Origin of the sequence: Hydrogenophaga sp. (assembly GCF_041913525.1) — a bacterium.
In the GTDB taxonomy this organism is placed as follows: Bacteria; Pseudomonadota; Gammaproteobacteria; order Burkholderiales; family Burkholderiaceae_C; genus Hydrogenophaga.
Map to the genome: position 1 here is coordinate 150,848 of NZ_JAYSFD010000008.1, position 19,119 is coordinate 169,966.

19 protein-coding genes are annotated in these 19,119 nt (G+C 70.0%); 11 read left to right on the forward strand and 8 right to left on the reverse strand.

What is annotated here, in order from left to right:
- The first annotated feature begins 47 nt into the window (after positions 1-47).
- The 9 genes from ACE3RQ_RS11925 (at position 48) to ACE3RQ_RS11965 (ending at position 9,001) form a co-directional block, all read left to right on the forward strand.
- Positions 48-950: an HTH-type transcriptional regulator ArgP gene (locus tag ACE3RQ_RS11925; RefSeq protein ID WP_374522223.1), complete on the forward strand. Its 903-nt coding sequence runs from the start codon at positions 48-50 to the stop codon at positions 948-950.
- An 11-nt stretch (positions 951-961) separates the two neighbouring features.
- Positions 962-2,635 carry an arginine--tRNA ligase gene (gene argS, locus ACE3RQ_RS11930; RefSeq protein ID WP_374522224.1) on the forward strand — a complete coding sequence of 558 codons (1,674 nt, stop codon included), beginning with the start codon at positions 962-964 and terminating at the stop codon, positions 2,633-2,635.
- A 14-nt stretch (positions 2,636-2,649) separates the two neighbouring features.
- A complete protein-coding gene (locus ACE3RQ_RS11935; RefSeq protein WP_374522225.1) occupies positions 2,650-3,339 on the forward strand; it encodes an SPOR domain-containing protein in 690 nt (229 codons plus the stop codon).
- A 72-nt stretch (positions 3,340-3,411) separates the two neighbouring features.
- On the forward strand, positions 3,412-4,059 hold the full coding sequence (locus ACE3RQ_RS11940; protein ID WP_374522226.1) for a thiol:disulfide interchange protein DsbA/DsbL: 648 nt from the start codon (positions 3,412-3,414) through the stop codon (positions 4,057-4,059).
- A gap of 104 nt (positions 4,060-4,163) precedes the next feature.
- Positions 4,164-4,781 carry a lipopolysaccharide transport periplasmic protein LptA gene (lptA, locus tag ACE3RQ_RS11945; protein WP_374522227.1) on the forward strand — a complete coding sequence of 206 codons (618 nt, stop codon included), beginning with the start codon at positions 4,164-4,166 and terminating at the stop codon, positions 4,779-4,781.
- Positions 4,778-5,554, forward strand: a complete 777-nt coding sequence (gene lptB, locus ACE3RQ_RS11950) for an LPS export ABC transporter ATP-binding protein (RefSeq protein WP_374522229.1) — start codon at positions 4,778-4,780, stop codon at positions 5,552-5,554. Before lptA ends, lptB begins: the two co-directional genes overlap by 4 nt.
- Positions 5,555-5,567: 13 nt before the next feature.
- Complete coding sequence (locus tag ACE3RQ_RS11955) at positions 5,568-7,172, forward strand: RNA polymerase factor sigma-54 (protein WP_374522230.1); 1,605 nt, start codon at positions 5,568-5,570, stop codon at positions 7,170-7,172.
- A gap of 54 nt (positions 7,173-7,226) precedes the next feature.
- Positions 7,227-8,558, forward strand: coding sequence for a class I SAM-dependent RNA methyltransferase (locus ACE3RQ_RS11960; protein WP_374522231.1), 1,332 nt, complete (start codon positions 7,227-7,229; stop codon positions 8,556-8,558).
- 8 nt (positions 8,559-8,566) lie between these two features.
- Positions 8,567-9,001: a putative toxin-antitoxin system toxin component, PIN family gene (locus ACE3RQ_RS11965; RefSeq protein WP_374522232.1), complete on the forward strand. Its 435-nt coding sequence runs from the start codon at positions 8,567-8,569 to the stop codon at positions 8,999-9,001.
- On the opposite strand, the gene ACE3RQ_RS11970 is transcribed toward ACE3RQ_RS11965, so the two are convergent.
- Positions 8,989-10,581: a glutamate synthase-related protein gene (locus ACE3RQ_RS11970; RefSeq protein ID WP_374522233.1), complete on the reverse strand. Its 1,593-nt coding sequence runs from the start codon at positions 10,579-10,581 to the stop codon at positions 8,989-8,991. The two genes, ACE3RQ_RS11965 and ACE3RQ_RS11970, sit on opposite strands and share 13 nt — an antisense overlap.
- Positions 10,582-10,665: 84 nt before the next feature.
- On the opposite strand from ACE3RQ_RS11970, the gene ACE3RQ_RS11975 reads away from it, so the two are divergent.
- Positions 10,666-11,454, forward strand: coding sequence for a UPF0149 family protein (locus ACE3RQ_RS11975; protein WP_374522234.1), 789 nt, complete (start codon positions 10,666-10,668; stop codon positions 11,452-11,454).
- A 23-nt stretch (positions 11,455-11,477) separates the two neighbouring features.
- Here ACE3RQ_RS11975 and ACE3RQ_RS11980 read toward each other — a convergent pair whose 3' ends face one another.
- Positions 11,478-12,368, reverse strand: a complete 891-nt coding sequence (locus tag ACE3RQ_RS11980) for a LysR family transcriptional regulator (protein ID WP_374522235.1) — start codon at positions 12,366-12,368, stop codon at positions 11,478-11,480.
- A gap of 94 nt (positions 12,369-12,462) precedes the next feature.
- On the opposite strand from ACE3RQ_RS11980, the gene ACE3RQ_RS11985 reads away from it, so the two are divergent.
- On the forward strand, positions 12,463-13,500 hold the full coding sequence (locus ACE3RQ_RS11985) for an NAD-dependent epimerase/dehydratase family protein (RefSeq protein ID WP_374522236.1): 1,038 nt from the start codon (positions 12,463-12,465) through the stop codon (positions 13,498-13,500).
- Here the strand turns inward: ACE3RQ_RS11985 and ACE3RQ_RS11990 are convergent.
- The 6 genes from ACE3RQ_RS11990 to apaG are packed head-to-tail and all read right to left on the reverse strand — an operon-like array spanning position 13,490 to position 19,059.
- Positions 13,490-14,626 (reverse strand): DNA alkylation repair protein, encoded by a 1,137-nt coding sequence (locus ACE3RQ_RS11990; protein ID WP_374522237.1) that lies wholly within the window; start codon positions 14,624-14,626, stop codon positions 13,490-13,492. The two genes, ACE3RQ_RS11985 and ACE3RQ_RS11990, sit on opposite strands and share 11 nt — an antisense overlap.
- Before the next feature lie 10 nt (positions 14,627-14,636).
- Entirely contained in the window at positions 14,637-15,116 is a 480-nt protein-coding gene (locus tag ACE3RQ_RS11995) for a CinA family protein (protein ID WP_374522238.1), read from the reverse strand.
- 2 nt (positions 15,117-15,118) lie between these two features.
- The gene (locus ACE3RQ_RS12000; protein WP_374522239.1) at positions 15,119-15,640 is read right to left on the reverse strand and encodes a phosphatidylglycerophosphatase A; all 522 of its coding nucleotides are present in this window, start codon (positions 15,638-15,640) and stop codon (positions 15,119-15,121) included.
- Positions 15,641-15,662: 22 nt separating this feature from the next.
- The gene (thiL, locus tag ACE3RQ_RS12005; protein WP_374522240.1) at positions 15,663-16,628 is read right to left on the reverse strand and encodes a thiamine-phosphate kinase; all 966 of its coding nucleotides are present in this window, start codon (positions 16,626-16,628) and stop codon (positions 15,663-15,665) included.
- Positions 16,621-18,618, reverse strand: a complete 1,998-nt coding sequence (locus ACE3RQ_RS12010; protein WP_374522241.1) for a site-specific recombinase — start codon at positions 18,616-18,618, stop codon at positions 16,621-16,623. Before ACE3RQ_RS12010 ends, thiL begins: the two co-directional genes overlap by 8 nt.
- Before the next feature lie 45 nt (positions 18,619-18,663).
- Positions 18,664-19,059, reverse strand: coding sequence for a Co2+/Mg2+ efflux protein ApaG (gene apaG / locus ACE3RQ_RS12015; RefSeq protein WP_374522242.1), 396 nt, complete (start codon positions 19,057-19,059; stop codon positions 18,664-18,666).
- Positions 19,060-19,119: the final 60 nt, after the last annotated feature.

Here is a 19,119-nt window from a genome sequence, read left to right on the forward strand (position 1 = left end):
ACCCATTTAACTTAAACTCAGTTCAGTCAATTTGGATTTAACAAGCCATGCTCGATCTGCGCCAACTCGATGCCCTGGCCGCCGTGGCCGAGCACGGCAGCTTCCGCGCCGCCGCCCAGGCCCTGTCGCTCACCGTGGCGGCGGTGTCGCTGCGCGTGAAGACCCTGGAAGACGCCCTGGGCCAGCGCCTGCTGGTGCGCGGCAAGCAGGTGCGGGCCACGCCAGCCGGCCAGGCGCTGATCGGCCACTTGAAGCAGGTGCGGCTGATGGAGACCGACCTGCTCGACGGCCTGCGCGGTGCCCAGCCCGGCGCGCGCGACGCCTGGCAGACCCTGAGCGTGGCCATCAACGCCGACTCGGTGGCGAGCTGGTTCCTGCCCGGGGTGGCCACCCTGCTGCAGCGCCACCGCCTGCTGCTGGACATCGTGATCGACGACCAGGACCACACCCACGGCGCGCTCAAGAGCGGTGACGTGCTGGGCTGCGTCACCACCCTGGCCGATGCCATGCGCGGCTGCGTGGCCGAGCCCCTGGGCGTCATGCGCTACCGCTGCGTGGCCTCGCCCGCCGTGGTGGCGCGCTGCCGCACGCCCAAGGGCGCGGTGTCGGTGCACAAGCTGCTGGCGCACCCGGCCATCATCTTCAACCGCAAAGACGCCCTGCAAGACGCCTTCCTGGCCCAGCACTTCGGCCTGCGCCAGCCCCACTACCCGCGCCACTTCGCCCCCGCCGTGGACGCCTTCGAGACCGCCATCGAACTGGGCCTGGGCTGGGGCATGGTGCCCGAGCAAAGCCTGGTCAACCGCCCCGCGCTGCAGGAACTGCTGCCCGGCGCCACGGTGGACGTGGCCCTGTACTGGCAGCACTGGGCCCACGAGCCGCCCTCGGCGCAGCGCCTGACGACGGCCGTCAAGGCCGCAGCGCGCCAGCATCTGCGGCCCCCCGCCTAAAATCCCGCCCCATGCTCAACATCAAACAAGACCTGCTCGCCGGCCTGGCCACCGAGCTGGAAGCCCTCAGCCCCGGCGCCGGCGCCCGGGCCGCCTTTGAATCGCCCAAGGTGGCCTCGCACGGCGATTTCGCCGTCACCGCCGCCATGCAGCTGGCCAAGCCCCTTAAGCTCAACCCGCGCGCGGTGGCCGAGCAGTTGCGCACGGCGCTGCTGGCCCAGCCGGTCTACCAGCAGTGGGTGGCCGACATCGAGATCGCCGGCCCCGGCTTCATCAACATCCGCCTCAAGCCCGCCGCCAAGCAGCAGATCGTGCGCGAGGTGCTGGCCCAGGGCGAGCGCTTCGGCGTGCAGCCCGCCAACGGCCGGCGCCTGATGGTGGAATTCGTCTCCGCCAACCCCACCGGCCCGCTGCACGTGGGCCACGGCCGCCAGGCCGCGCTGGGCGACGCCATCTGCAACCTGTACACCACCCAGGGCTGGGACGTGTACCGCGAGTTCTATTACAACGACGCGGGCGTGCAGATCGGCACGTTGGCCACCAGCACCCAGTTGCGTGCCAAGGGCTTCAAGCCGGGCGACCCCGAGTGGCCCGAAGCCGCCTACAACGGCGACTACATCCAGGACATCGCCAACGACTACCTGGCCAAGAAGACGGTGCACTCCGACGACCGCGAGTTCACCGCCAGCGGCGACGTGGACGCGCTCGACGACATCCGCCTCTTCGCCGTGGCCTACCTGCGCCACGAGCAAGACCTGGACCTCAAGGCCTTCGCCGTGAAGTTCGACAACTACTACCTTGAGTCCAGCCTCTACACCAGCGGCAAGGTGGACGCCGCGGTGCAAAGGCTGCGCGAGGCCGGCAAGACCTACGAGCAAGACGGCGCGCTGTGGCTCAAGTCCACCGACTACGGCGACGACAAAGACCGCGTCATGCGCAAGGGCGACGGCACCTACACCTACTTCGTGCCCGACGTGGCCTACCACATCACCAAGTGGGAGCGCGGCTTCGACAAGGTGATCAACATCCAGGGCACCGACCACCACGGCACCATCGCCCGCGTGCGCGCTGGCCTGCAAGCCGCAGGCGTGGGCATCCCCGAGGGCTACCCCGACTACGTGCTGCACACCATGGTGCGCGTGGTGCGCAACGGCGAAGAGGTGAAGATCAGCAAGCGCGCCGGCAGCTACGTGACCCTGCGCGACCTGATCGAATGGACCAGCAAAGACGCGGTGCGCTTCTTCCTGCTCTCGCGCAAGCCCGACACCGAATACACCTTCGATGTGGACCTGGCCGTCCAGAAGAACAACGACAACCCGGTGTACTACGTGCAGTACGCCCACGCCCGCATCTGCTCGGTGCTCACCAGTTGGGGCGGCGACGTGGCCACGCTGAAGGGCGTTGACCTGTCTGCGCTGGACAGCCCGGCCGCGCAGGCCCTCATGCTGCTGCTGGCCAAGTACCCCGGCATGCTGGCCGACGCCGCGCGCGATTTCGCGCCGCACGACGTCACCTTCTACCTGCGCGACCTGGCCGCCGCGTACCACAGCTACTACGACGCCGAGCGCATCCTGGTGGACGACGAGGCCGTCAAGCTGGCCCGTCTGGCCCTGGTCGCCGCCACGGCACAGGTGCTGCACAATGGCCTGGCCGTGCTGGGCGTGAGCGCCCCTCAAAAGATGTGAGCCACCGCCCCGACATGAACACTGCATCCCCCACTTCCTCTCGCCACCAATTGGGTGGCACCCTATTGGGTTTTGTCATCGGTTTGCTGGTGGGCCTGGGTGCCGCGCTGGCCGTGGCGGTCTACGTCACCCGCGTGCCCGTGCCCTTTGTTGACCGGGGCCTGTCGCGCGGTGCCGAGGCCGACGCCCAGGAAGCCGAGCGCAACAAGGGCTGGAACCCCAACAAGGGCGTGGGCGGTGGCAGTGCGCCGGCGCCGGCCGCAGCCCCTGCGGCGCCCGCCGAAGGCACCGTGTCCACCCCCCCGGCCGATGGCAAGGCCTTGCCCGCGCCCGCCGAAAGCGCCGCGCCCGCGAAGGCGCCCGCCAGCAAAGACCCGCTCGGTGACCTGGTGCAGCAGCGCCTGGGCCAGGCGCCCGCCAAGCCCCCGGCCCCGGCCCCGGCAGAAGCACCGGCTCCCGGCGCTGATCCCTTTACCTACTTCGTGCAGGCTGGCGCCTTCCGCACGGCCGAAGACGCTGAGGCCCAACGCGCCAAGCTGGGCATGATGGGCATCAACGCCCAGGTCAGCGAACGAGAGCAGAGTGGCCGCACGGTCTACCGCGTGCGCGTCGGCCCGTTCAACCAGAAGGCGCTGGCCGAGCTCACGCAAGAGCAGCTCAGCAGCAACGGCATTGAGTCGGCCCTGGTGCGCGTCCAACGCTGAAGCCGGGCGTTGGCGCTGGGAACTTTTCCCGGTGCCCTTCGCCCAATGCCCATTCCATCAGGAGTCATCTGCATGCAACGTCGCGATTTTTCTCGCTCTCTGCTGGCCGCTGGCGGCACCGCCGTGGCGCTCTCGGCGGGTCTGCCGCTGTCGGCCCAGGCCCAGCGCGTGGCCCCCAAGGAGGGCACCGACTACACCCGCCTCGCGCGACCCGCGCCCGTGGTCTCGCCCCCGAGCCAGGTCGAGGTGGTCGAGTTTTTTGCCTACACCTGCATTCACTGCTTCAACTTCGAGCCGGTGTTTGAAGAGTGGATCCAGAAGAAGCCCTCGTTCGTGACGGTGCGCCGCATGCCGGTGGCCTTCAGCCAGGCCTTCGTGCCCATGCAGCGCCTGTACTTTGCGCTGGAGAGCATGGACCTGGTGGGCAAGCTGCACACCAAGGCCTTCAGCGCCATTCACGTGGAGCGCCAGCGCCTGACCACGGCTGATGCCATCATCGACTGGGTGGCCAAGCAGGGCGTGGACCGCGCCAAGTTTGCCGAGGTCTACAACTCGGCCGCCACCGGCACCAAGGCACAACAAGCCGCCCAGTTGCAAGAAGCCTATGCGGTGGAAGGCACGCCCGCCCTGGGCGTGGCGGGCAAGTTCTATGTGCCGGGTCAGGGCCCGCGCACCCTGGTGGTGGCCAACGCGCTCATCGCCGACCTGCGCAAGGCCTGAGCGCCCGACGATCGGGGGCGAATGCGCCCCGATGCACCTCTCTTCCCCCCGGAAAGAGAGGTGTTGCTCGTTACAATGAATGCAAGTTTTGTGCCTTAAATCCCATGCTTGCATTCCCCCGCCCGCCCTATTTCCGTTGGCAAGCGATTGGCCTGATCGCCCTTGCGTGCTGGGCGGGTGCCGCCAGCGCCGAAAAGGCCGACCGCGACAAGCCCATGAACGCCGAGGCCGACACGCTGCGCTACGACGACGCGCGCCAGACCAGCGTGTTCACCGGCAACGTGGTCATCACCAAAGGCACCATCGTCATTCGTGGCGCGCAGGTGGAGGTGCGCCAAGACCCGCAGGGCAACCAGTATGGTGTGGTCACGGGCAACCCGGGCACCTTCCGCCAGAAACGCGAAGGCCTGGACGAATTCATCGAAGGCGAGGGCTCTCGCATCGATTACGACAGCCGCGCCGACACGGTGCGCTTCACCGGCAACGCCGTGCTGCGCCGCTACAAGGGCACGCAGCTCAACGACGAGACCCGTGGCAACGTGATCGTCTACAACAACAGCACCGACGTGTTCACGGTGGACGGCGGTGCCCGCACGCCAGCCAACCCGTCGGGCCGTGTGCGCGCCATGCTCACCCCGGTGCCCAAGGAGCCGCAGCCCGAGCCCGTGACGCCCCCGGCGCAGCTCAAGCCCAGCACCGGGACCGGCGGAGGTCGCCCATGACCGTGGCCGCGGAGGCGACCGGCAAGCCCCAACTGAGCCGCCTGGAGGCGCGAGGCCTGCAGAAGGCCTATGGCAGCCGCAAGGTCGTCAAGGACGTGTCGCTGGCCGTGTTCAAGGGTGAGGTGGTCGGCCTGCTGGGCCCCAACGGCGCGGGCAAGACCACGTCGTTCTACATGCTGGTGGGACTGCTGCGCGCCGATGGCGGGCAGATCTTGCTGGATGGCCAGACCATCGAGCGCCTGCCGATTCACCGCCGCGCGCGCCTGGGCCTGGGCTACCTGCCGCAAGAGGCTTCCATTTTTCGCAAGCTCAGCGTGGCCGACAACGTGCGCGCCGTGCTGGAGTTGCAGGAAGACGAGCAGGGCAAGCCGCTGCAGCCCGTGGTGATCGAACAACGGCTGGAGACACTCCTCAAAGACCTGCACGTGGACCACCTGCGCGACTCGCCCGCTCCGGCCCTGTCGGGCGGTGAGCGCCGTCGCGTGGAGATTGCGCGTGCCCTGGCCACCAACCCACGCTTCATCCTGCTCGACGAACCCTTCGCTGGCATCGACCCCATCGCGGTGATCGAGATCCAGCGCATCATCGGCTTTCTGAAGTCTCGTGGCATCGGTGTGCTCATCACCGACCACAACGTGCGCGAGACCCTGGGCATTTGCGACCGCGCCTACATCATCAACGACGGCCGGGTGCTCACCAGCGGCACGCCGGCCGAGATCGTCGAGAACGCCGACGTGCGCCGGGTGTACCTGGGCGAGCACTTCCGCATGTGATCGTGGCGGTCGAATGAAACAAGGGCTTTCGCTTCGCGTCTCGCAGCACCTGGCGCTCACGCCGCAGTTGCAGCAGTCCATCCGGCTGCTGCAGCTCTCCACGCTGGAGATGGCGCAAGAAGTCGAGCAGATGCTCGACGAAAACCCTTTCCTGGAGCGCGCAGACGAGACCGCCGAGCGCGAGGCCCATGGCCTGGATCAGGCCGACGCCCCCGTGGCCCCTGGCGAACAAATCGCCGACACCGCCGCTGCGCCCGCCACCAGCACCGTCGAGGCCAGCGAAGCGGCCGACAGTGCCGATGGCGAGACATTGGAAGCCCGCTTGGACGGCGATGCCGCCCTGGAGGAAAGCTGGGAGGGCGACGGCTCGGTGGAAATGGCGCCCGACGACAGCGAGTGGGGGGGCGACGCCCCGCCGCGCAACGGTGCGCAGGACGACGACGAGACCGCCACCGCGGCCGACCTGGCCAGCGCGGTGGAAAGCCTGCAAGACCACCTGCACGACCAGGCCCGCTGCATGCGCCTGTCGGACGAAGACGCCCGTGCCCTGTACCTGCTGATCGAGTCGCTCAACGACGACGGTTACCTGGAAGACGGCCTTGAGGAACTCGCCCAGGCGCTGCTGCGCCTGGAGGGGCAGGCCACGTCGAGCGACCCCGACGAGGCCCTGGCCCAGCAAGAAGCCACGGTGCAGCGCTTGCAAGTGGCCCTTCAGTGGCTGCAGCACCTGGAGCCCGCGGGCGTGGGCGCCCGCAACCTGGCCGAGTGCCTGAAGCTGCAGATCCTGGAGATGCGCAACACCCCGGTCACGCGCGCGGCGCTGGCCATCGTGGCGCAGCCGCTGGAGCTCATGGCCAAGCGCGACCTGCGCCGCCTGTGCAGCGCCAGTCGCGCCGACGAAGACACCGTGCGCGAGGCCCTGGTCTTGATCTCGCGCCTGGAGCCCAAGCCCGGCCGGCGCTTCACCGATGTGGAGCGCAACGTGGTGGTGCCCGATGTGCTCGTCACCCGCAGCGGGCGCGGCTTCAAGGTGGTGCTCAACCCCGACGTGATGCCTCGCCTGCGCGTGCACGACGTGTACGCCAATGCCATGCGCCAGAACCGGGGCGGGCGCGACGGCGGCGAGAGCGGCCACGCCGCCATGCAACAGCGCTTGCAAGAGGCGCGCTGGTTCATAAAGAACATCCAGCAGCGCTTTGACACCATCCTGCGCGTCTCCACCGCCATCGTGGAGCGCCAGCGCAACTTCTTCATGCACGGCGAACTCGCCATGCGCCCGCTGGTGCTGCGCGAGATCGCGGACGAGCTGGGCTTGCACGAGTCCACCATCAGCCGCGTGACCACCGCCAAGTACATGGCCACGCCCTTTGGCACTTACGAGCTGAAGTACTTCTTCGGCTCGGCCCTGGGCACCGAGACCGGCGGCAACGCCTCCAGCACGGCGGTGCGTGCGCTGCTCAAGCAGTTCATTGCCGCCGAAGAGCCCAGCAAGCCGCTGTCCGACAACCAGCTCTCCGACCTGCTCAAAGAGCAGGGCATCGAGTGCGCCCGGCGCACCGTGGCCAAGTACCGCGAGGCCTTGCGCATCGCGCCGGCCAACCTCCGAAAATCGCTCTGAGCCTGGCGGCCTCGCGCCGACCTCGTCCACCTGAGCACCACCGCCCCCGCCGCCATGAACCAGCTTCAACTTTTTCTGCCCTGCGCCGCTGGCGTGGAGGACATGCTCGCCGACGAGGTGCAGCGCATCACCGGCATCGCCCCTTCTCACAAGGCCCGGGCGGGCGTGGCGCTCAATGGCTCGTGGCGAGACGCGCTGCTGCTGAACCTGCACAGTCGCCTGGCCCAGCGCGTGCTGGTGCAGCTCTGGCACGGCGGCTACCGCAACGAGAACGACCTGTACCACGCCGCCAGCGAGGTGGCCTGGGAGATCTGGTTCACCCCGGCCCAGACCATCAAGGTGGAGATCACCGCCCAGCACAGCCCGCTGACCAGCCTGAACTTCGCGGCGCTCAAGATCAAGGACGCGGTGTGCGACCGCTTCCGCGCCAAGCGCGGCGAGCGCCCCAGCGTGAACACCACCTGGCCCGACGTGCGCCTGTACGCCCACCTCACCACCGACACGGTGAGCCTGTACATCGACACCTCGGGCGAGCCCTTGTTCAAGCGCGGCTGGCGCGAAGACAAGGGCGACGCCCCGCTGAAGGAAACCCTGGCCGCGGCCATGATCGCGGCCACTGGCTGGAACGGCGCCGAGGCCGCCAGCGTGGACGACATCGTGCCGCTGTACGACCCCTGCTGCGGCAGCGGCACGGTGGCGATCGAGGCCGCGCAGATCGCGCTGCGCATTGCCCCCGGCCTGCAGCGCCGCTTTGCCTTCGAGAAGCTGCTGCCCTTCCAGGCCCATGTGTGGCAGGCCATTCGCGAGCAAGCGGTGCGCGCCCAGCGCGAGTGGCCCGCCGGCCACCGCCCCATCGTGTTCGGCAGCGACGTGTCCTTCCGCATGGTCGACTTCGCCCAGCGCAATGCCGAGCGTGCTGGCGTGGCCCACGCGCTGGAGCTGCGCGGCGGCGACGCCCTTCAGCGCATGCCGCCCACCGACAAGCCCGGCGTGATGCTGCTCAACCCGCCGTATGGCGAGCGCATCGCCGCCGCTGGCGTGGCCGGGCAGAACGCCGCCGAGCGTGCGCGCAGCCGCGCCCCGCGCACCTTCACCGTGGGGGCGCCAGCACAAGCGCCGGCCGCCACGCCCATGGGCCGTGAGAGCGCGCAGATGAGCGATGGCGCCGACGCGTCCGAGTTTTTCGAGAAGCTCGCCGCCCACTGGAAAAGCCACTACGCCGGCTGGAGCGCCTGGTTGCTCACGCCCGACCTGAAACTGCCCGGGCGCATGCGCTTCAAGGAATCGCGCCGCGTGCCGCTGTGGAACGGCCCCATCGAGTGCCGTCTGTTCCGCTTTGACCTGATGGCCCGCCGCCCCCAGGCGCCGACCGAGCCCCAGGCCTGATGCCCGCCATGCCCCAACCGCTGGTGCTGGACACCAACATCGCGCTGGACCTGTTCGTCTTTGACGACCCGGCCACCCTCCCCCTGCGTGAGGCCCTGGGCCAGGGCACGCACGGCTGGCTGGCGACGGCGCCCATGCGCGAAGAGCTGTGGCGCGTGCTGGCCTACCCGCAGATCGCGCGGCGACTGGTGGCCGCGCAGGTGGCGCCCGATGCGGTGATCGCCCGCTTCGACGGCCACATCACCCTGGTGGCCGAGGCGCCCAAGGCGCCCTACACCTGCAAAGACCCGGACGACCAGAAGTTCATTGACCTGGCCGTGGCGCACACCGCCACACTGGTCAGCAAAGACGCCGCCGTGCTCTGCATGGCGCGGCGCCTGGCCCGGGTGGGCGTGGGCGTGCACCGCCACTTTGTCGGGAGCGCTGCGCCTCAGTCGGCGTGAAACTGCGTGGCCGAGGCCGCGCTCCATTCGGCCAACAGCGCCGCTGGCCACTGGGTGCCTGGGGGATCGGTCAGCAGCGCACCCGGGTTGGAGCAGGGGTAACGCTCGGCCATGGAAACCACGCGGCCCGATGGCGTGCGCCACAGCAGGTGCGTGCGCTGGAACTCGCCCGGGTGGGTAAGCCCGGCGGCCTCCACCAAGGCCCGCAAGCCCTCCAGCGTGCCCTGGTGGTACCGGCGCACGCGCTCGCCTTTGTCAATGGCCACCAGCGCTTGGGCCCGCAAAGGGTCTTGCGTGGCGATGCCGGTGGGGCATTCGTTGGTGTTGCACTTCAGGGCTTGCTCGCAACCCAGGGCCAGCATGAAGCCGCGCGAGCCATGGCACCAGTCGGCCCCCATGGCCATGGCCTCGGCGATCTCGAAAGGCCCCACCAGCCGGCTCTCGGCGCCGATGCGCACCCGATCGCGCAGGTTCAGGCCCACCAGCGTGTCGTGCACCAGGGCCACCGCATCGGGCAGCGGCCTGCCCAGGGGTGAGAGCGCCGCGTCCGCGCCTTCGATGTTGATGAAGTCGGGCGTGATGCCGCTCAGGTGCATGGCCTTGGCCAGCGCGAACCAGGCACCGGCCTTTCCAATGCGCAGCTTCAGCCCGACCGGCTTGCCATCGCTGAGGTCGCGCAGGCGCTGCACAAAGGCCAGCAGGTCGATGGGGGAGGCCATGGCCTCCAGCGCTGCGGGCGCTTGCCAGGGTTCCCCGGGCCGGGCCCCTCGCAGACTGGCGACTTCGGGGGCCACTTTGCTGGCGGGCAGACAGGCCCCCAGGCCGTGCCCGCTGGCGTGCTGTGGCAGCACCTCGATCAGGTGCACCTGGGCATCACGGGCGGCGGCCTCGAAGCGCCACTCGTCAAAACGTCCCTGCGTGTCGGCGCAGCCGGCCAGGCCTGGGCCGATCTGCCAAATCAGGCCACCGCCGGGCCGGCGGTGGTGCGCCGAGATGCCGCCCGCGCCGGTGTTCTGAGTGAAACTGCCCAAGGCCGCGCCACGGTTGAGGGAGGCGATGGCGGTGTTCGAGAGGGTGCCAAAGTCCATTGCCCCCAGGTTGAACACACTGGCCTCGTAGGGGTGGCGACAATCCGGCCCGCCGATGGTCACGCGAAAGTCGGCACTGGGCACCTGGCTGTGGGGCCAGGCGGTGGCCAGCCACAGATGACCTCGGCCGCCGTGACACCAGGGCGTGGTGGGCCGATGCCCCGATTGCGTCAGCCCTTGCACCCAGCGAACCTGTTGCGGGCTCAGTCGGGCATGGGGTTGTGCAGCGGCCTCTTTGGCGCGGGGCCAGCGCTTGGCCAGCCACTGGCCCGCTCGCCAAAGGCGCGCCACCAGCGGGTAATTGCGCCGCAGCGGGTCGGTAACTTGCAGGGCATCGCGCAGGCCCAGCGCGCTGAGCGCGCCAAACAGCAGCACCAGGTTGCCACCAATGCCAAAGCCCACCCAGGTGAACAGGCTCAGCAGGGCCAGCACCACACAGGCCGCCAGCGCGGTGTAGCGAATGGGGTAGAGCGCGTTGATCCGGTCGAGCATGGAGAGCCTTGGTGTCAAGCCGTACACTGGCCGGCCATCTTATGTACCCAGCCCCCGCCGCGCACTCGGCCGGGCGCCCCAGCCATGACAACTGTTACACCTCTTGCTCCTGAAGACTTCGATGCGCTCGACGCCATCCTCGATGACCTGCGCACCCGCGACGAGGAAGTGCCGCAGTGGGAGTTTCTGGAAGGCGCCATGGCCGCGTTGGTGTGCACCCGCCGCCCCATCGGCCCGGATGAGTTCCTGCCCGTGCTGCTGGGCACCGGCCCGCTGCCCACCGCGCCGCAAGACGAAGGCACCCACTTCGCCAACACCGCCCAATACGAGCAGTTCATGGCCCTGTGGCAGCGCCGCGCCGACGAAGTGGCCCAGGCCCTGGCCGCGCCGGTAGAGACCCTGGAAGACGAGCGCAGCTACCACCCCGAGGTGATGGACGTGCGCGGCGCCGTGGCCGCCCTGCCCGAGGCCGAGCGCGCCGAGATGGCCGACCAGGAGTTGCCCGCCTACGCCCAGGTGTGGGCCTTGGGCTTCATGTTCGTGGTGGAGACCTGGGAAGAAGAGTGGGCCGCCCCGCGCGACAAGGAAACCGCCGAGTGGATCGACGACGCGCTGGACCGCCTCGTCACCCTTACCGAAGACGACACCGGCAAGCCCGAGGTCAATCTGCACGTGGAAGACGGCCCGCCCAGCGTGAGCGACGCGCGCCTGAACGACTTTGGCGCCGCCATCTGGGCCGTGTACGACCTGCACCAGATCTGGAAGAGCCTGGGCCCGCGCATCGAGCCCGTGCGCCAGGCGCCCACGCCCGGCCGCAACGACCCCTGCTGGTGCGGCAGCGGCCAGAAGTTCAAAAAGTGCCACGGCGCCTGATGGCACCAGCGCCCTGGGCCTGATCAGGCCAGGGCCGGCGGCAGCGCCGCCGAGAGAAAGTCCCAGGTGGCGCGGATGCGCGGGTTGCTGCGAATCTCGCGGTGCACCACCAGCCACACCGGCAGCGCCGGCAGTGGCAATTGCGGCAGCACCGCCACCAGATCGGGATGGCGCCGCGCCACGTAGTGCGCCAGAAAGCCCAGGCCCATGCCCGCCTCCACCGCCGCGAGGTAGGCCATGAGGTCGTCGGTGCGCAAGGCAAAGGCCTCGGGCGCCAGCGGCAGGCCCTGGGCCGCAGAGGCCCGACGGATGGCGTCTTGCCGGTCTTCGCCCACGATGTCGTGCGCCAGCAAGTCCGCCGGTGTGCGCGGCGTGCCCCGGCGGCGCAGGTAGTCGCGGTGGGCGTAGGTGCCCAGCGTCACCTGGCCCACGCGCTTGCTCACCAGAGAGCCCTGATCGGGCCGCACCATGCGCAGCGCAATGTCGGCTTCGCGCTTGAGCAGGTTGCTCACCGCGTTGTTCACCACCAGCTCTACCTGAATGTGCGGCAGGGCCTCGCGCATGCGCGCCAGCAGCGGGGGCAGCAGCACGCAGGCCACTGGCTGCGTGGCGCTGATGCGCACCGAGCCGCGCTCTTGCGCCTGTGAGCCCGAGGCCTGGCGCGACAACTGGTCGGCCGCCGAGGCCATGGCGCGCGCCGGCTCGGCCAGGCGCAGGGCGTGCGGGCTGGGCAAGAGGCCACGCCCGGTGCGCTCGAACAGCGACACGCCAAGCTGCGCCTCCAGCTCGTCGATGTGGCGGCCCACCGTGGGCTGGTGGATGCCCAGGGCGCGTGCCGCGCCCATCAGGCTGCCGTGCTCCAGGGCGGCCAGGAAGGAGCGGATCAAGGTCCAGTTGAAGTCTCGGGTATGCATAACTGCATGGCTGTTGTGTGAGGTTGGGCAATTGTCGAATGGGGTGGCGGTTTCCACAATGCCGGCATCGACACACCACTTTCGGAGCCCCACCATGATCACCACCGTTCTGACTGACGAAGCCCCGCGCCGCGTGCTGGTGCTGGGCGCCAATGGCCGCCTGGGCCGCGCCGCCACCCTGGCCTTCGCCGGCAGCGGCTGGCGTGTGCTGGCCCAGGCGCGGCGCGCGCCCCAGGTCGGCTGGCCGGCCCATGTGCAGCCCTTGGTGCTGCCTTTCGACACCGCCGACCACGCCCAGGCCGTGCTGGAGGCGGCCCGGCGGGCGGGCGGGGCCGACACCCTGGTCTATGCCCTGAACCCCTCGCGCTACACCCGCGCGGCCTGGCGTGCGCAGGCCCTGCCCATGCTGCGCCGGGCCATGGCCGTGGCCCAGGGCCTGAACGCCCGCTTCGTGATGCCGGGCAATGTGTATGCCTACGGCTCGACCATGCCTGAGGTGCTGCACGAAGACACCCCGGTGTGCCCCGACACCGAGATGGGCCACATTCGCCAGGCCATGGAGGTGGAACTGGCCGCTGCCGCCCGGCGCTGTGAACTCAGTTCGGTGGTGCTGCGCGCGGGCAACTTCTTCGGGGCCGGTCAGGGCAGTTGGCTGGACCTGGTCATGCTCACCCAACTGCACCGCGGCCGCCTGGTGTACCCCGGCCCGATGGACGTGCCCGTGGCCTGGGCCTACCTGCCCGACCTCGCGCAGGCCCTGGTGGCCGTGGCCCAGGCATGGGGGCCGCGCGCCGGCTTCGACACCCTGCACTTCCAGGGCCACACCCTCAGCGGCCGCGATTGGCTCGCCGGGCTTGAGGCCATGACCGGCAGGGCGCCCTTGCGCGCCTCGTCCTTGCCCTGGGGGCTGATGCGGCTGGCGGGCGTGTTCAAGCCTGAGTGGGCGGCGCTGGCCGAGGGACGCTACCTGTGGGAGCGCCCGCACCGCCTGTGCCAGCAGGCCCTGGAGCGGCGCATCGGTCGCGAGCCCCACACGCCATTTGCCCAGGCACTGGCGCAATCGCTGGCCGACCTGGGTTGGTCCGCCCCCTCGCGGGTGGGCGCGGTGCCCAGCCCCGCCCTCAGGGCGTGAGCGTGAAGGTGGCGCTGGCCAGCACGGCGCCGTTCACCAGCAGGTCCACCCGGTGCGGTCCCGGGTAGAGGCGGCGGGTGCTTACCTCGCGCATGGGGTGCTGCTTCTCACGCACCGCCACCTCGGCGGGCGCCAGGCTCAGGCGCCAGCCCTTGAAGGTCTTGCCGCCGCGGCCGCCGTCGGGCACCACGGCGTAGTCCACCTCCAGCGCCTGGGCTTGTGGGCCATGGCTGTGCAGGTTCACCCGAAGGCCCACCGATTCGCCCACGCGCACCGCGTCGGTGCTCAGCGCCAGCGTGGCCTGGCCCTGCAGACCGGGGCTCAGGCCCCAGGCCTGCAAGGTGGGCACGTGGCCTTGTTTGATGAGGGTGCGGCTGGCGTGGCGCAGCAAGGCCTGGCGCCGCGCGTCCGCGCTGGGCAGGTGTTCGCGCACCCAGGCGGTCACGCGCTCGGGGTGGTCTTTGGCGATGTCGTTGAGGTGGTTGGCCACGCTGCGGCGCACGTAGGCGCTGCTGTCGTCTTGCAGGGCGCGCAGCAGCGGCTCGGTGGGCGATGGGTCTTGCACCAGGGCCTGCAGGCGCAAGCCCCAGGGCAGGCGCGGGCGGCTGCCCTCGCTGGCCAGCCGCCGCACGTGGGCGCTGGGGTCTTGTGCCCAGCGCTGCAGCGTGGGCCAGCAGGCCTGTGGCCGTTCGTGCAGCAGGCGCCGAATGGCGAACTCGGCGGTGAAGCGCTGGGTGAGCGCGTGCAGGCAGGCCAGGGCGCGGGCCGGGTCTTCCAGGCTGCGGCGCGACACGAACTCGCCCAGTGACCACACCACCCACCCCGCCAGCCCTTGCGGGCTCAGGCTGGCGCCGATGCCCACCGGTTCGCCCTTGTCGTCCAGCGGCAGGGGGGCCGCCAGGGCGCTTTCGATCAGGCCGAACGCGCGGTCCAGGTCGTCGGGTAGGGTGGCTTTCAAGGCGTCGGCCAGGCGCAGCGCGCGGGCCTTGAACTCCAGCCCGTCCAGGCCAGGCAGGGCCACGGCCAGGAAGGCGGTGTCATCGAAGCCCGACCACACGCGCTTCAGGTGCCGGGCGGCGTGGGTGGCCGTGTCGGCGTTGATGAGCAGCTTGAAGGCGTCGGCCATGGGAATGTTCTCAGGACAGGCGTTGCAGCAGACCCGCCAGCGCGTGGGCCACGGTGGCGCGGCGAACGGCGGCGCGGTCGCCGTCGAAGCGCTGGCGTTCGGTGAACACGCCCTGGGGCGTGGCCCAGCCCAACCACACGGTGCCCACCGGCTTGTCGGCGCTGCCGCCGCTGGGGCCGGCCACGCCAGTGACGGCCACGGCCACTTGCACCGGGGCGTGGGCCAGCGCCCCCGCCGCCATGGCGCGTGCCACGGGTTCGCTCACCGCGCCGTGGGCGGCGATGAGGTCGGCCGGCACGCCCAGCAAGTCGGTCTTGGCGGCGTTGGAATAGGTGACGAAGCCGCGCTCGAACCAGTCGCTGGAGCCGGCGCGGTCGGTGCAGGCGCCGGCGATCAGGCCGCCGGTGCAGCTCTCGGCGGTGGCCATGGTCCAGCCGCGCGCCGTGAGCGCGTTGGCCAGTTGGCCCACCAGGGTGTCGATGTCGTTCATGCTCAGAAGCGCCACAGCGCGATGACCAGCAGCGTGCACAGCGCCGCCGCGAAATCGTCCAGCAGGATGCCGAAGCCCCCGCGCGGCCCAAAGCCCTTGAAAGTGCGGTCGGCCCAGGCCATGGGGCCGACCTTCACCGCGTCGAACAGGCGAAACAGCCCGAAGGCCACGAGCTGCCCGGTGAAGCCCGTGGGCATCACCAGCCACAGCACCAGCCAGAAGGCCACCACCTCGTCCCACACGATGTGGCCCGAGTCGGCGATGCCCATGTGCTGTGCGGTCACGGTGCAGGCCCACCAGCCCAGCAGCGTGGCCGACGCGATCACCAGGCCCCACTCCAGTGGCGTGAGAAAGCGCTGCAGGATCAGAAACGAGGCCCAGGCCCAGAGCGTGCCCACGGTGCCCGGGGCCACGCGGGCCAACCCGGCGCCAGCGCCCAGGGCGATGAAGTGCGCCGGGTGGGCCAGCAGAAAGCGCCAGGTCGGGCGCAGCAGGGGCGGGGGCAAGGTGGCGGTGTCGGTCATGGCCGGGGCACGGAATGGGGGGTCAGTCGGCAAAGTGGTCAAAGCCGCGCAGAAGGGGTTGCGCCACGGGTTGGCCATCGGCGTCCAGCAGCCGCAGCACGGGGCGTTCGGTGAGGCGGCCGATGCGGGTCACGGGCGTGCCGCTCGCGCGGGCGGCGGCCATCACGTCGTCGCGCACGCCGGGCGCGGCGGTGAACAGCAGCTCGTAGTCGTCACCACCGGCCAGCAGGCAGTCTAGGCGCTGTGCCTCATCCAGCGCGGCCAGGGCCGGTGCCACCGGCAGGGCGGCCAGTTCGATGTCGGCGCCCACGGCGCTGGCGGCCAGCACGTGGCCCAGGTCGCCTATCAGGCCGTCGCTCACGTCCAGCGCCGCGTGGGCAATGCCGGCCAGCGCCTGCCCCAGCGCCAGGCGCGGGGTGGGGCGCTCGAGCCGGGCGCGTGCCTCGGCGTTCACGGGCGACGGGGCCCAGGGTTCACCGCGCAACTGCGCCAGGGCGAGGCGCGCCTCACCGGTGCGCCCGCTGAGGTACAGGTCATCGCCGGGCTGGCCGGCGTCGCGCCGCAGGGCCTGACCCGGGCGCAGCTCGCCGAACACGGTGATGCAGATGTTGAGCGGCCCGCGCGTGGTGTCACCGCCCACCAGGGGGCAGGCGTGCGCGTCGGCCAGGGCGAACAGCCCGCTGGCGAAGGCGCTGAGCCACGCCTCGTCGGCGCGCGGCAGCGAAAGCGCCAGCGTGAAGCCCAGTGGGCGCGCGCCCATGGCGGCCAGGTCGCTCAGGTTCACCGCCAGCGATTTGTGGCCCAGGGCGGCCGGGTCCACGTCGGCGAAGAAGTGCCGCCCTTCCACCAGCATGTCGGTGGAGATGGCCAACTCGTGCCCCGGCGAGGGGCGCAGCAGCGCGCAATCGTCGCCCACGCCCAAGACCACGGCCGAGCCAGCAGCGACTGGGCGCACGAAATGGCGCCGGATCAACTCGAACTCACCCATTGGCGGCCTCCTTCGCCGGCTCGGCCTCGTCCTCGGGCTCGTCGCGCGGTGGCAGCAGGAAGCTCAAGGGCGCCACGCGCACGCGGCGCCACAGGGCGGCGCGGATCAGGGCGCGGTTGCCGGTGCTGATGGCCTGTGCCCGCAGCGCCAGCTGGAAGGCCAGGTAGAAGCTGACCGTCAGGTTGATGGGGCCCACCACCAACACCCCGGCCACGGCCCACCAAAAGTCGGGCAGGCGCAGCACGTCCAGGCCCAGCGCGAAGGCCGAAGCCGCCACTTGGCCGGCCGACAGGGTGACGTGGCGCACGTCCAGCCCAATGCCGAAGAACTGCGCGAAGGCCGGCACCAGCCCCAGCATCAGGCCCAGTGAAATGTTGGCGGCCAGGCCCGAGATGTTCTGCCGCGCGGCGCTGGCCCAGCGGGCGGCGCGCGCCTGGCCCAGCCAGCGCGTGAAGCCGGGGTTGTGCGCCATGGCCGAGTCGAGCCGGTGGAACACAAACCAGTTTTCCACCCAGCCCGCGATGATGCTGGAGGCAAACAGCAGCACGCCGGTGAGGGCGGCGAAGAGTGCCGTGGGGCCCAGCAGGTGGTGGGCGTGCAAGGTGTGCAAGGCCTTGTCTTCGTTGATCATGGCCGTGCCGGTGCTGAACCACAGCACCGAGCTGATCAGCAGCACCATGGGAATGACCAGCCCGATGTTGCCCAGGATGGCCGCGATCTGCGAGCGGAACAGGTTCGCCACCTCGTCCACGAAGCGCCGCACCGCGCCCACCTGCTTGATGTCGCGCAGCTTGGCCACCATGGCCGGCGCTGTCACGGCCGGCTGTTTGGTGGCCACCGTGAGGTGCAACAGCATGATCACCACGAAAGAGCTGGCGTAGTTCAGGCCAGCGGCAAAGCCGCCCCAGAAGGCCGACAAGCCCAGGCTGTAGAGCCCGAACTTGGCCCAGGTGGTGAAGCCCAGCACCGCGCCGCCGCCAGCGGCCTTGCCCAGCATGTCCTTGTACTCGGCCAGGTTGCGGGTGATGTAGTGCTCGCCGCTCTCGGCGCTGCGTTCGGCCACCTTGGCCGCGGTGAGCTGCGAGCTGCTGGCGATCAGCGCGCGCACGCTGCGGCCTTCAATGCCCACTTGCACCAGATCGGCCAACAGGCCGGCCGTGGCGCGCTCGGGTTGCTCGGACTGCAGGCAATCGAGCAGCTGCTTGATGCGCACGATGCGCTCGCGCAACTGCCGCAAGCGAAAGACGATGCCCACCGACACGCCGTGTTCTTCCAGGTGCGAGTACACGGTGTAGGCCGCGTGGCGGCAGGCGTCCAGCTGGTTACGCAAGCGCTCGGCGGCTGCCAGCGACTCGTCGCTGCGCGCCCCGGTGCGCCGCACCGCCTGGCGCAAGGCCTCAAAGTCGGACGGCAGCTCATGGAAAGGCCGCGCCCGTTGCGCCTCGGGCGACAGGCGAATGCGGATTTCCGAGGCAAAGCCGGTGGCGCTGACCTGGCTCACGCAGAAGGTGAGGGCGTCCATCACCTCGGCGCTCCAGTGGCGCTCGTCGGCCTCGTTGAACAGCAGCGCGCGCAGTCGCTGCAGGGTGGCCGAATCCAGGCCCTTGATCCACCGCACGTCAAATTCACTGGGCAGCAACAGACCGTACAACTCGGCCAGGTCGGTGGTCTCGGGCGTGCCCGGCAGCACCTTGCGGCGCAGCCGGTGGTTGAGCTCGCTCAGGAACGCGGTGCGCGGCGCGAAACCGTGGTCGGCCAGCAGCGGGGTCATGTCCACCGTGTCGGTGAAGCGCTGCCACCAGGCGTGCCAGCGCGCGGCCAGTGTGGCGTCGCCCTCAATGGCGTCCAGAAAGGCGCGCACGCGCAACACGCTGGTCTGGGTGTCGGACTCGTCGCCGCGCACCCAGCGCAAGGCGGCCATCAGCCACAGGTGGCGCTGGGCCAGCGACGCGTCAGGGTCCAGCGATTGCAGGAGGTCGGGCAATTTCATGCGGTCGTGTGGGGTGTGGACGCGGGCCGCGGCGCGTCGGCGGTGTCAGTGCAGCACGCGCGACGGCGCCTCGCCCGCGCCGTCGGCGCGCAGGGCGAACTCGGGAATGGGCGACTCGAAGCGCTCGCCGTCTTCGGCCACGCAGAAAAAGCTGCCGCGCATGGTGCCCGTGGGTGTGCCCAGGCGGGTGCCGCTGGTGTACTGGAACGACTCGCCGGGGCGCAGCAGCGGCTGGTGCCCGACCACGCCCAGGCCCTTCACCTCTTCGGTGTGGCCGTTTGCGTCGTCAATGATCCAATGGCGCGCAATCAGTTGCGCGGGCACCTCGCCCGTGTTGGTGATGGTGATCGTGTACGCGAAGGCGTACAGGTCGTCCTCCGGCGCGGACTGCTCGCTCAGATACTGAGGCTCGGCCTCGCAGGTGAACAGGTACTTGGGCATGGGCGGCATGTTAACGCCAGCCTGCAAGTCCCTGTCAGGCCTGCGAAAATGCACGCTTTG

Excerpts from the sequence above, each read along its gene's own strand:
- ACE3RQ_RS11925 (WP_374522223.1), top strand. The coding sequence starts at position 48 with ATGCTCGATCTGCGCCAACTCGATGCCCTGGCCGCCGTGGCCGAGCAC.
- argS (WP_374522224.1), top strand. The coding sequence starts at position 962 with ATGCTCAACATCAAACAAGACCTGCTCGCCGGCCTGGCCACCGAGCTG.
- ACE3RQ_RS11935 (WP_374522225.1), top strand. The coding sequence starts at position 2,650 with ATGAACACTGCATCCCCCACTTCCTCTCGCCACCAATTGGGTGGCACC.
- ACE3RQ_RS11940 (WP_374522226.1), top strand. The coding sequence starts at position 3,412 with ATGCAACGTCGCGATTTTTCTCGCTCTCTGCTGGCCGCTGGCGGCACC.
- lptA (WP_374522227.1), top strand. The coding sequence starts at position 4,164 with ATGCTTGCATTCCCCCGCCCGCCCTATTTCCGTTGGCAAGCGATTGGC.
- lptB (WP_374522229.1), top strand. The coding sequence starts at position 4,778 with ATGACCGTGGCCGCGGAGGCGACCGGCAAGCCCCAACTGAGCCGCCTG.
- ACE3RQ_RS11955 (WP_374522230.1), top strand. The coding sequence starts at position 5,568 with ATGAAACAAGGGCTTTCGCTTCGCGTCTCGCAGCACCTGGCGCTCACG.
- ACE3RQ_RS11960 (WP_374522231.1), top strand. The coding sequence starts at position 7,227 with ATGAACCAGCTTCAACTTTTTCTGCCCTGCGCCGCTGGCGTGGAGGAC.
- ACE3RQ_RS11965 (WP_374522232.1), top strand. The coding sequence starts at position 8,567 with ATGCCCCAACCGCTGGTGCTGGACACCAACATCGCGCTGGACCTGTTC.
- ACE3RQ_RS11970 (WP_374522233.1), bottom strand. The coding sequence starts at position 10,581 with ATGCTCGACCGGATCAACGCGCTCTACCCCATTCGCTACACCGCGCTG.
- ACE3RQ_RS11975 (WP_374522234.1), top strand. The coding sequence starts at position 10,666 with ATGACAACTGTTACACCTCTTGCTCCTGAAGACTTCGATGCGCTCGAC.
- ACE3RQ_RS11980 (WP_374522235.1), bottom strand. The coding sequence starts at position 12,368 with ATGCATACCCGAGACTTCAACTGGACCTTGATCCGCTCCTTCCTGGCC.
- ACE3RQ_RS11985 (WP_374522236.1), top strand. The coding sequence starts at position 12,463 with ATGATCACCACCGTTCTGACTGACGAAGCCCCGCGCCGCGTGCTGGTG.
- ACE3RQ_RS11990 (WP_374522237.1), bottom strand. The coding sequence starts at position 14,626 with ATGGCCGACGCCTTCAAGCTGCTCATCAACGCCGACACGGCCACCCAC.
- ACE3RQ_RS11995 (WP_374522238.1), bottom strand. The coding sequence starts at position 15,116 with ATGAACGACATCGACACCCTGGTGGGCCAACTGGCCAACGCGCTCACG.
- ACE3RQ_RS12000 (WP_374522239.1), bottom strand. The coding sequence starts at position 15,640 with ATGACCGACACCGCCACCTTGCCCCCGCCCCTGCTGCGCCCGACCTGG.
- thiL (WP_374522240.1), bottom strand. The coding sequence starts at position 16,628 with ATGGGTGAGTTCGAGTTGATCCGGCGCCATTTCGTGCGCCCAGTCGCT.
- ACE3RQ_RS12010 (WP_374522241.1), bottom strand. The coding sequence starts at position 18,618 with ATGAAATTGCCCGACCTCCTGCAATCGCTGGACCCTGACGCGTCGCTG.
- apaG (WP_374522242.1), bottom strand. The coding sequence starts at position 19,059 with ATGCCCAAGTACCTGTTCACCTGCGAGGCCGAGCCTCAGTATCTGAGC.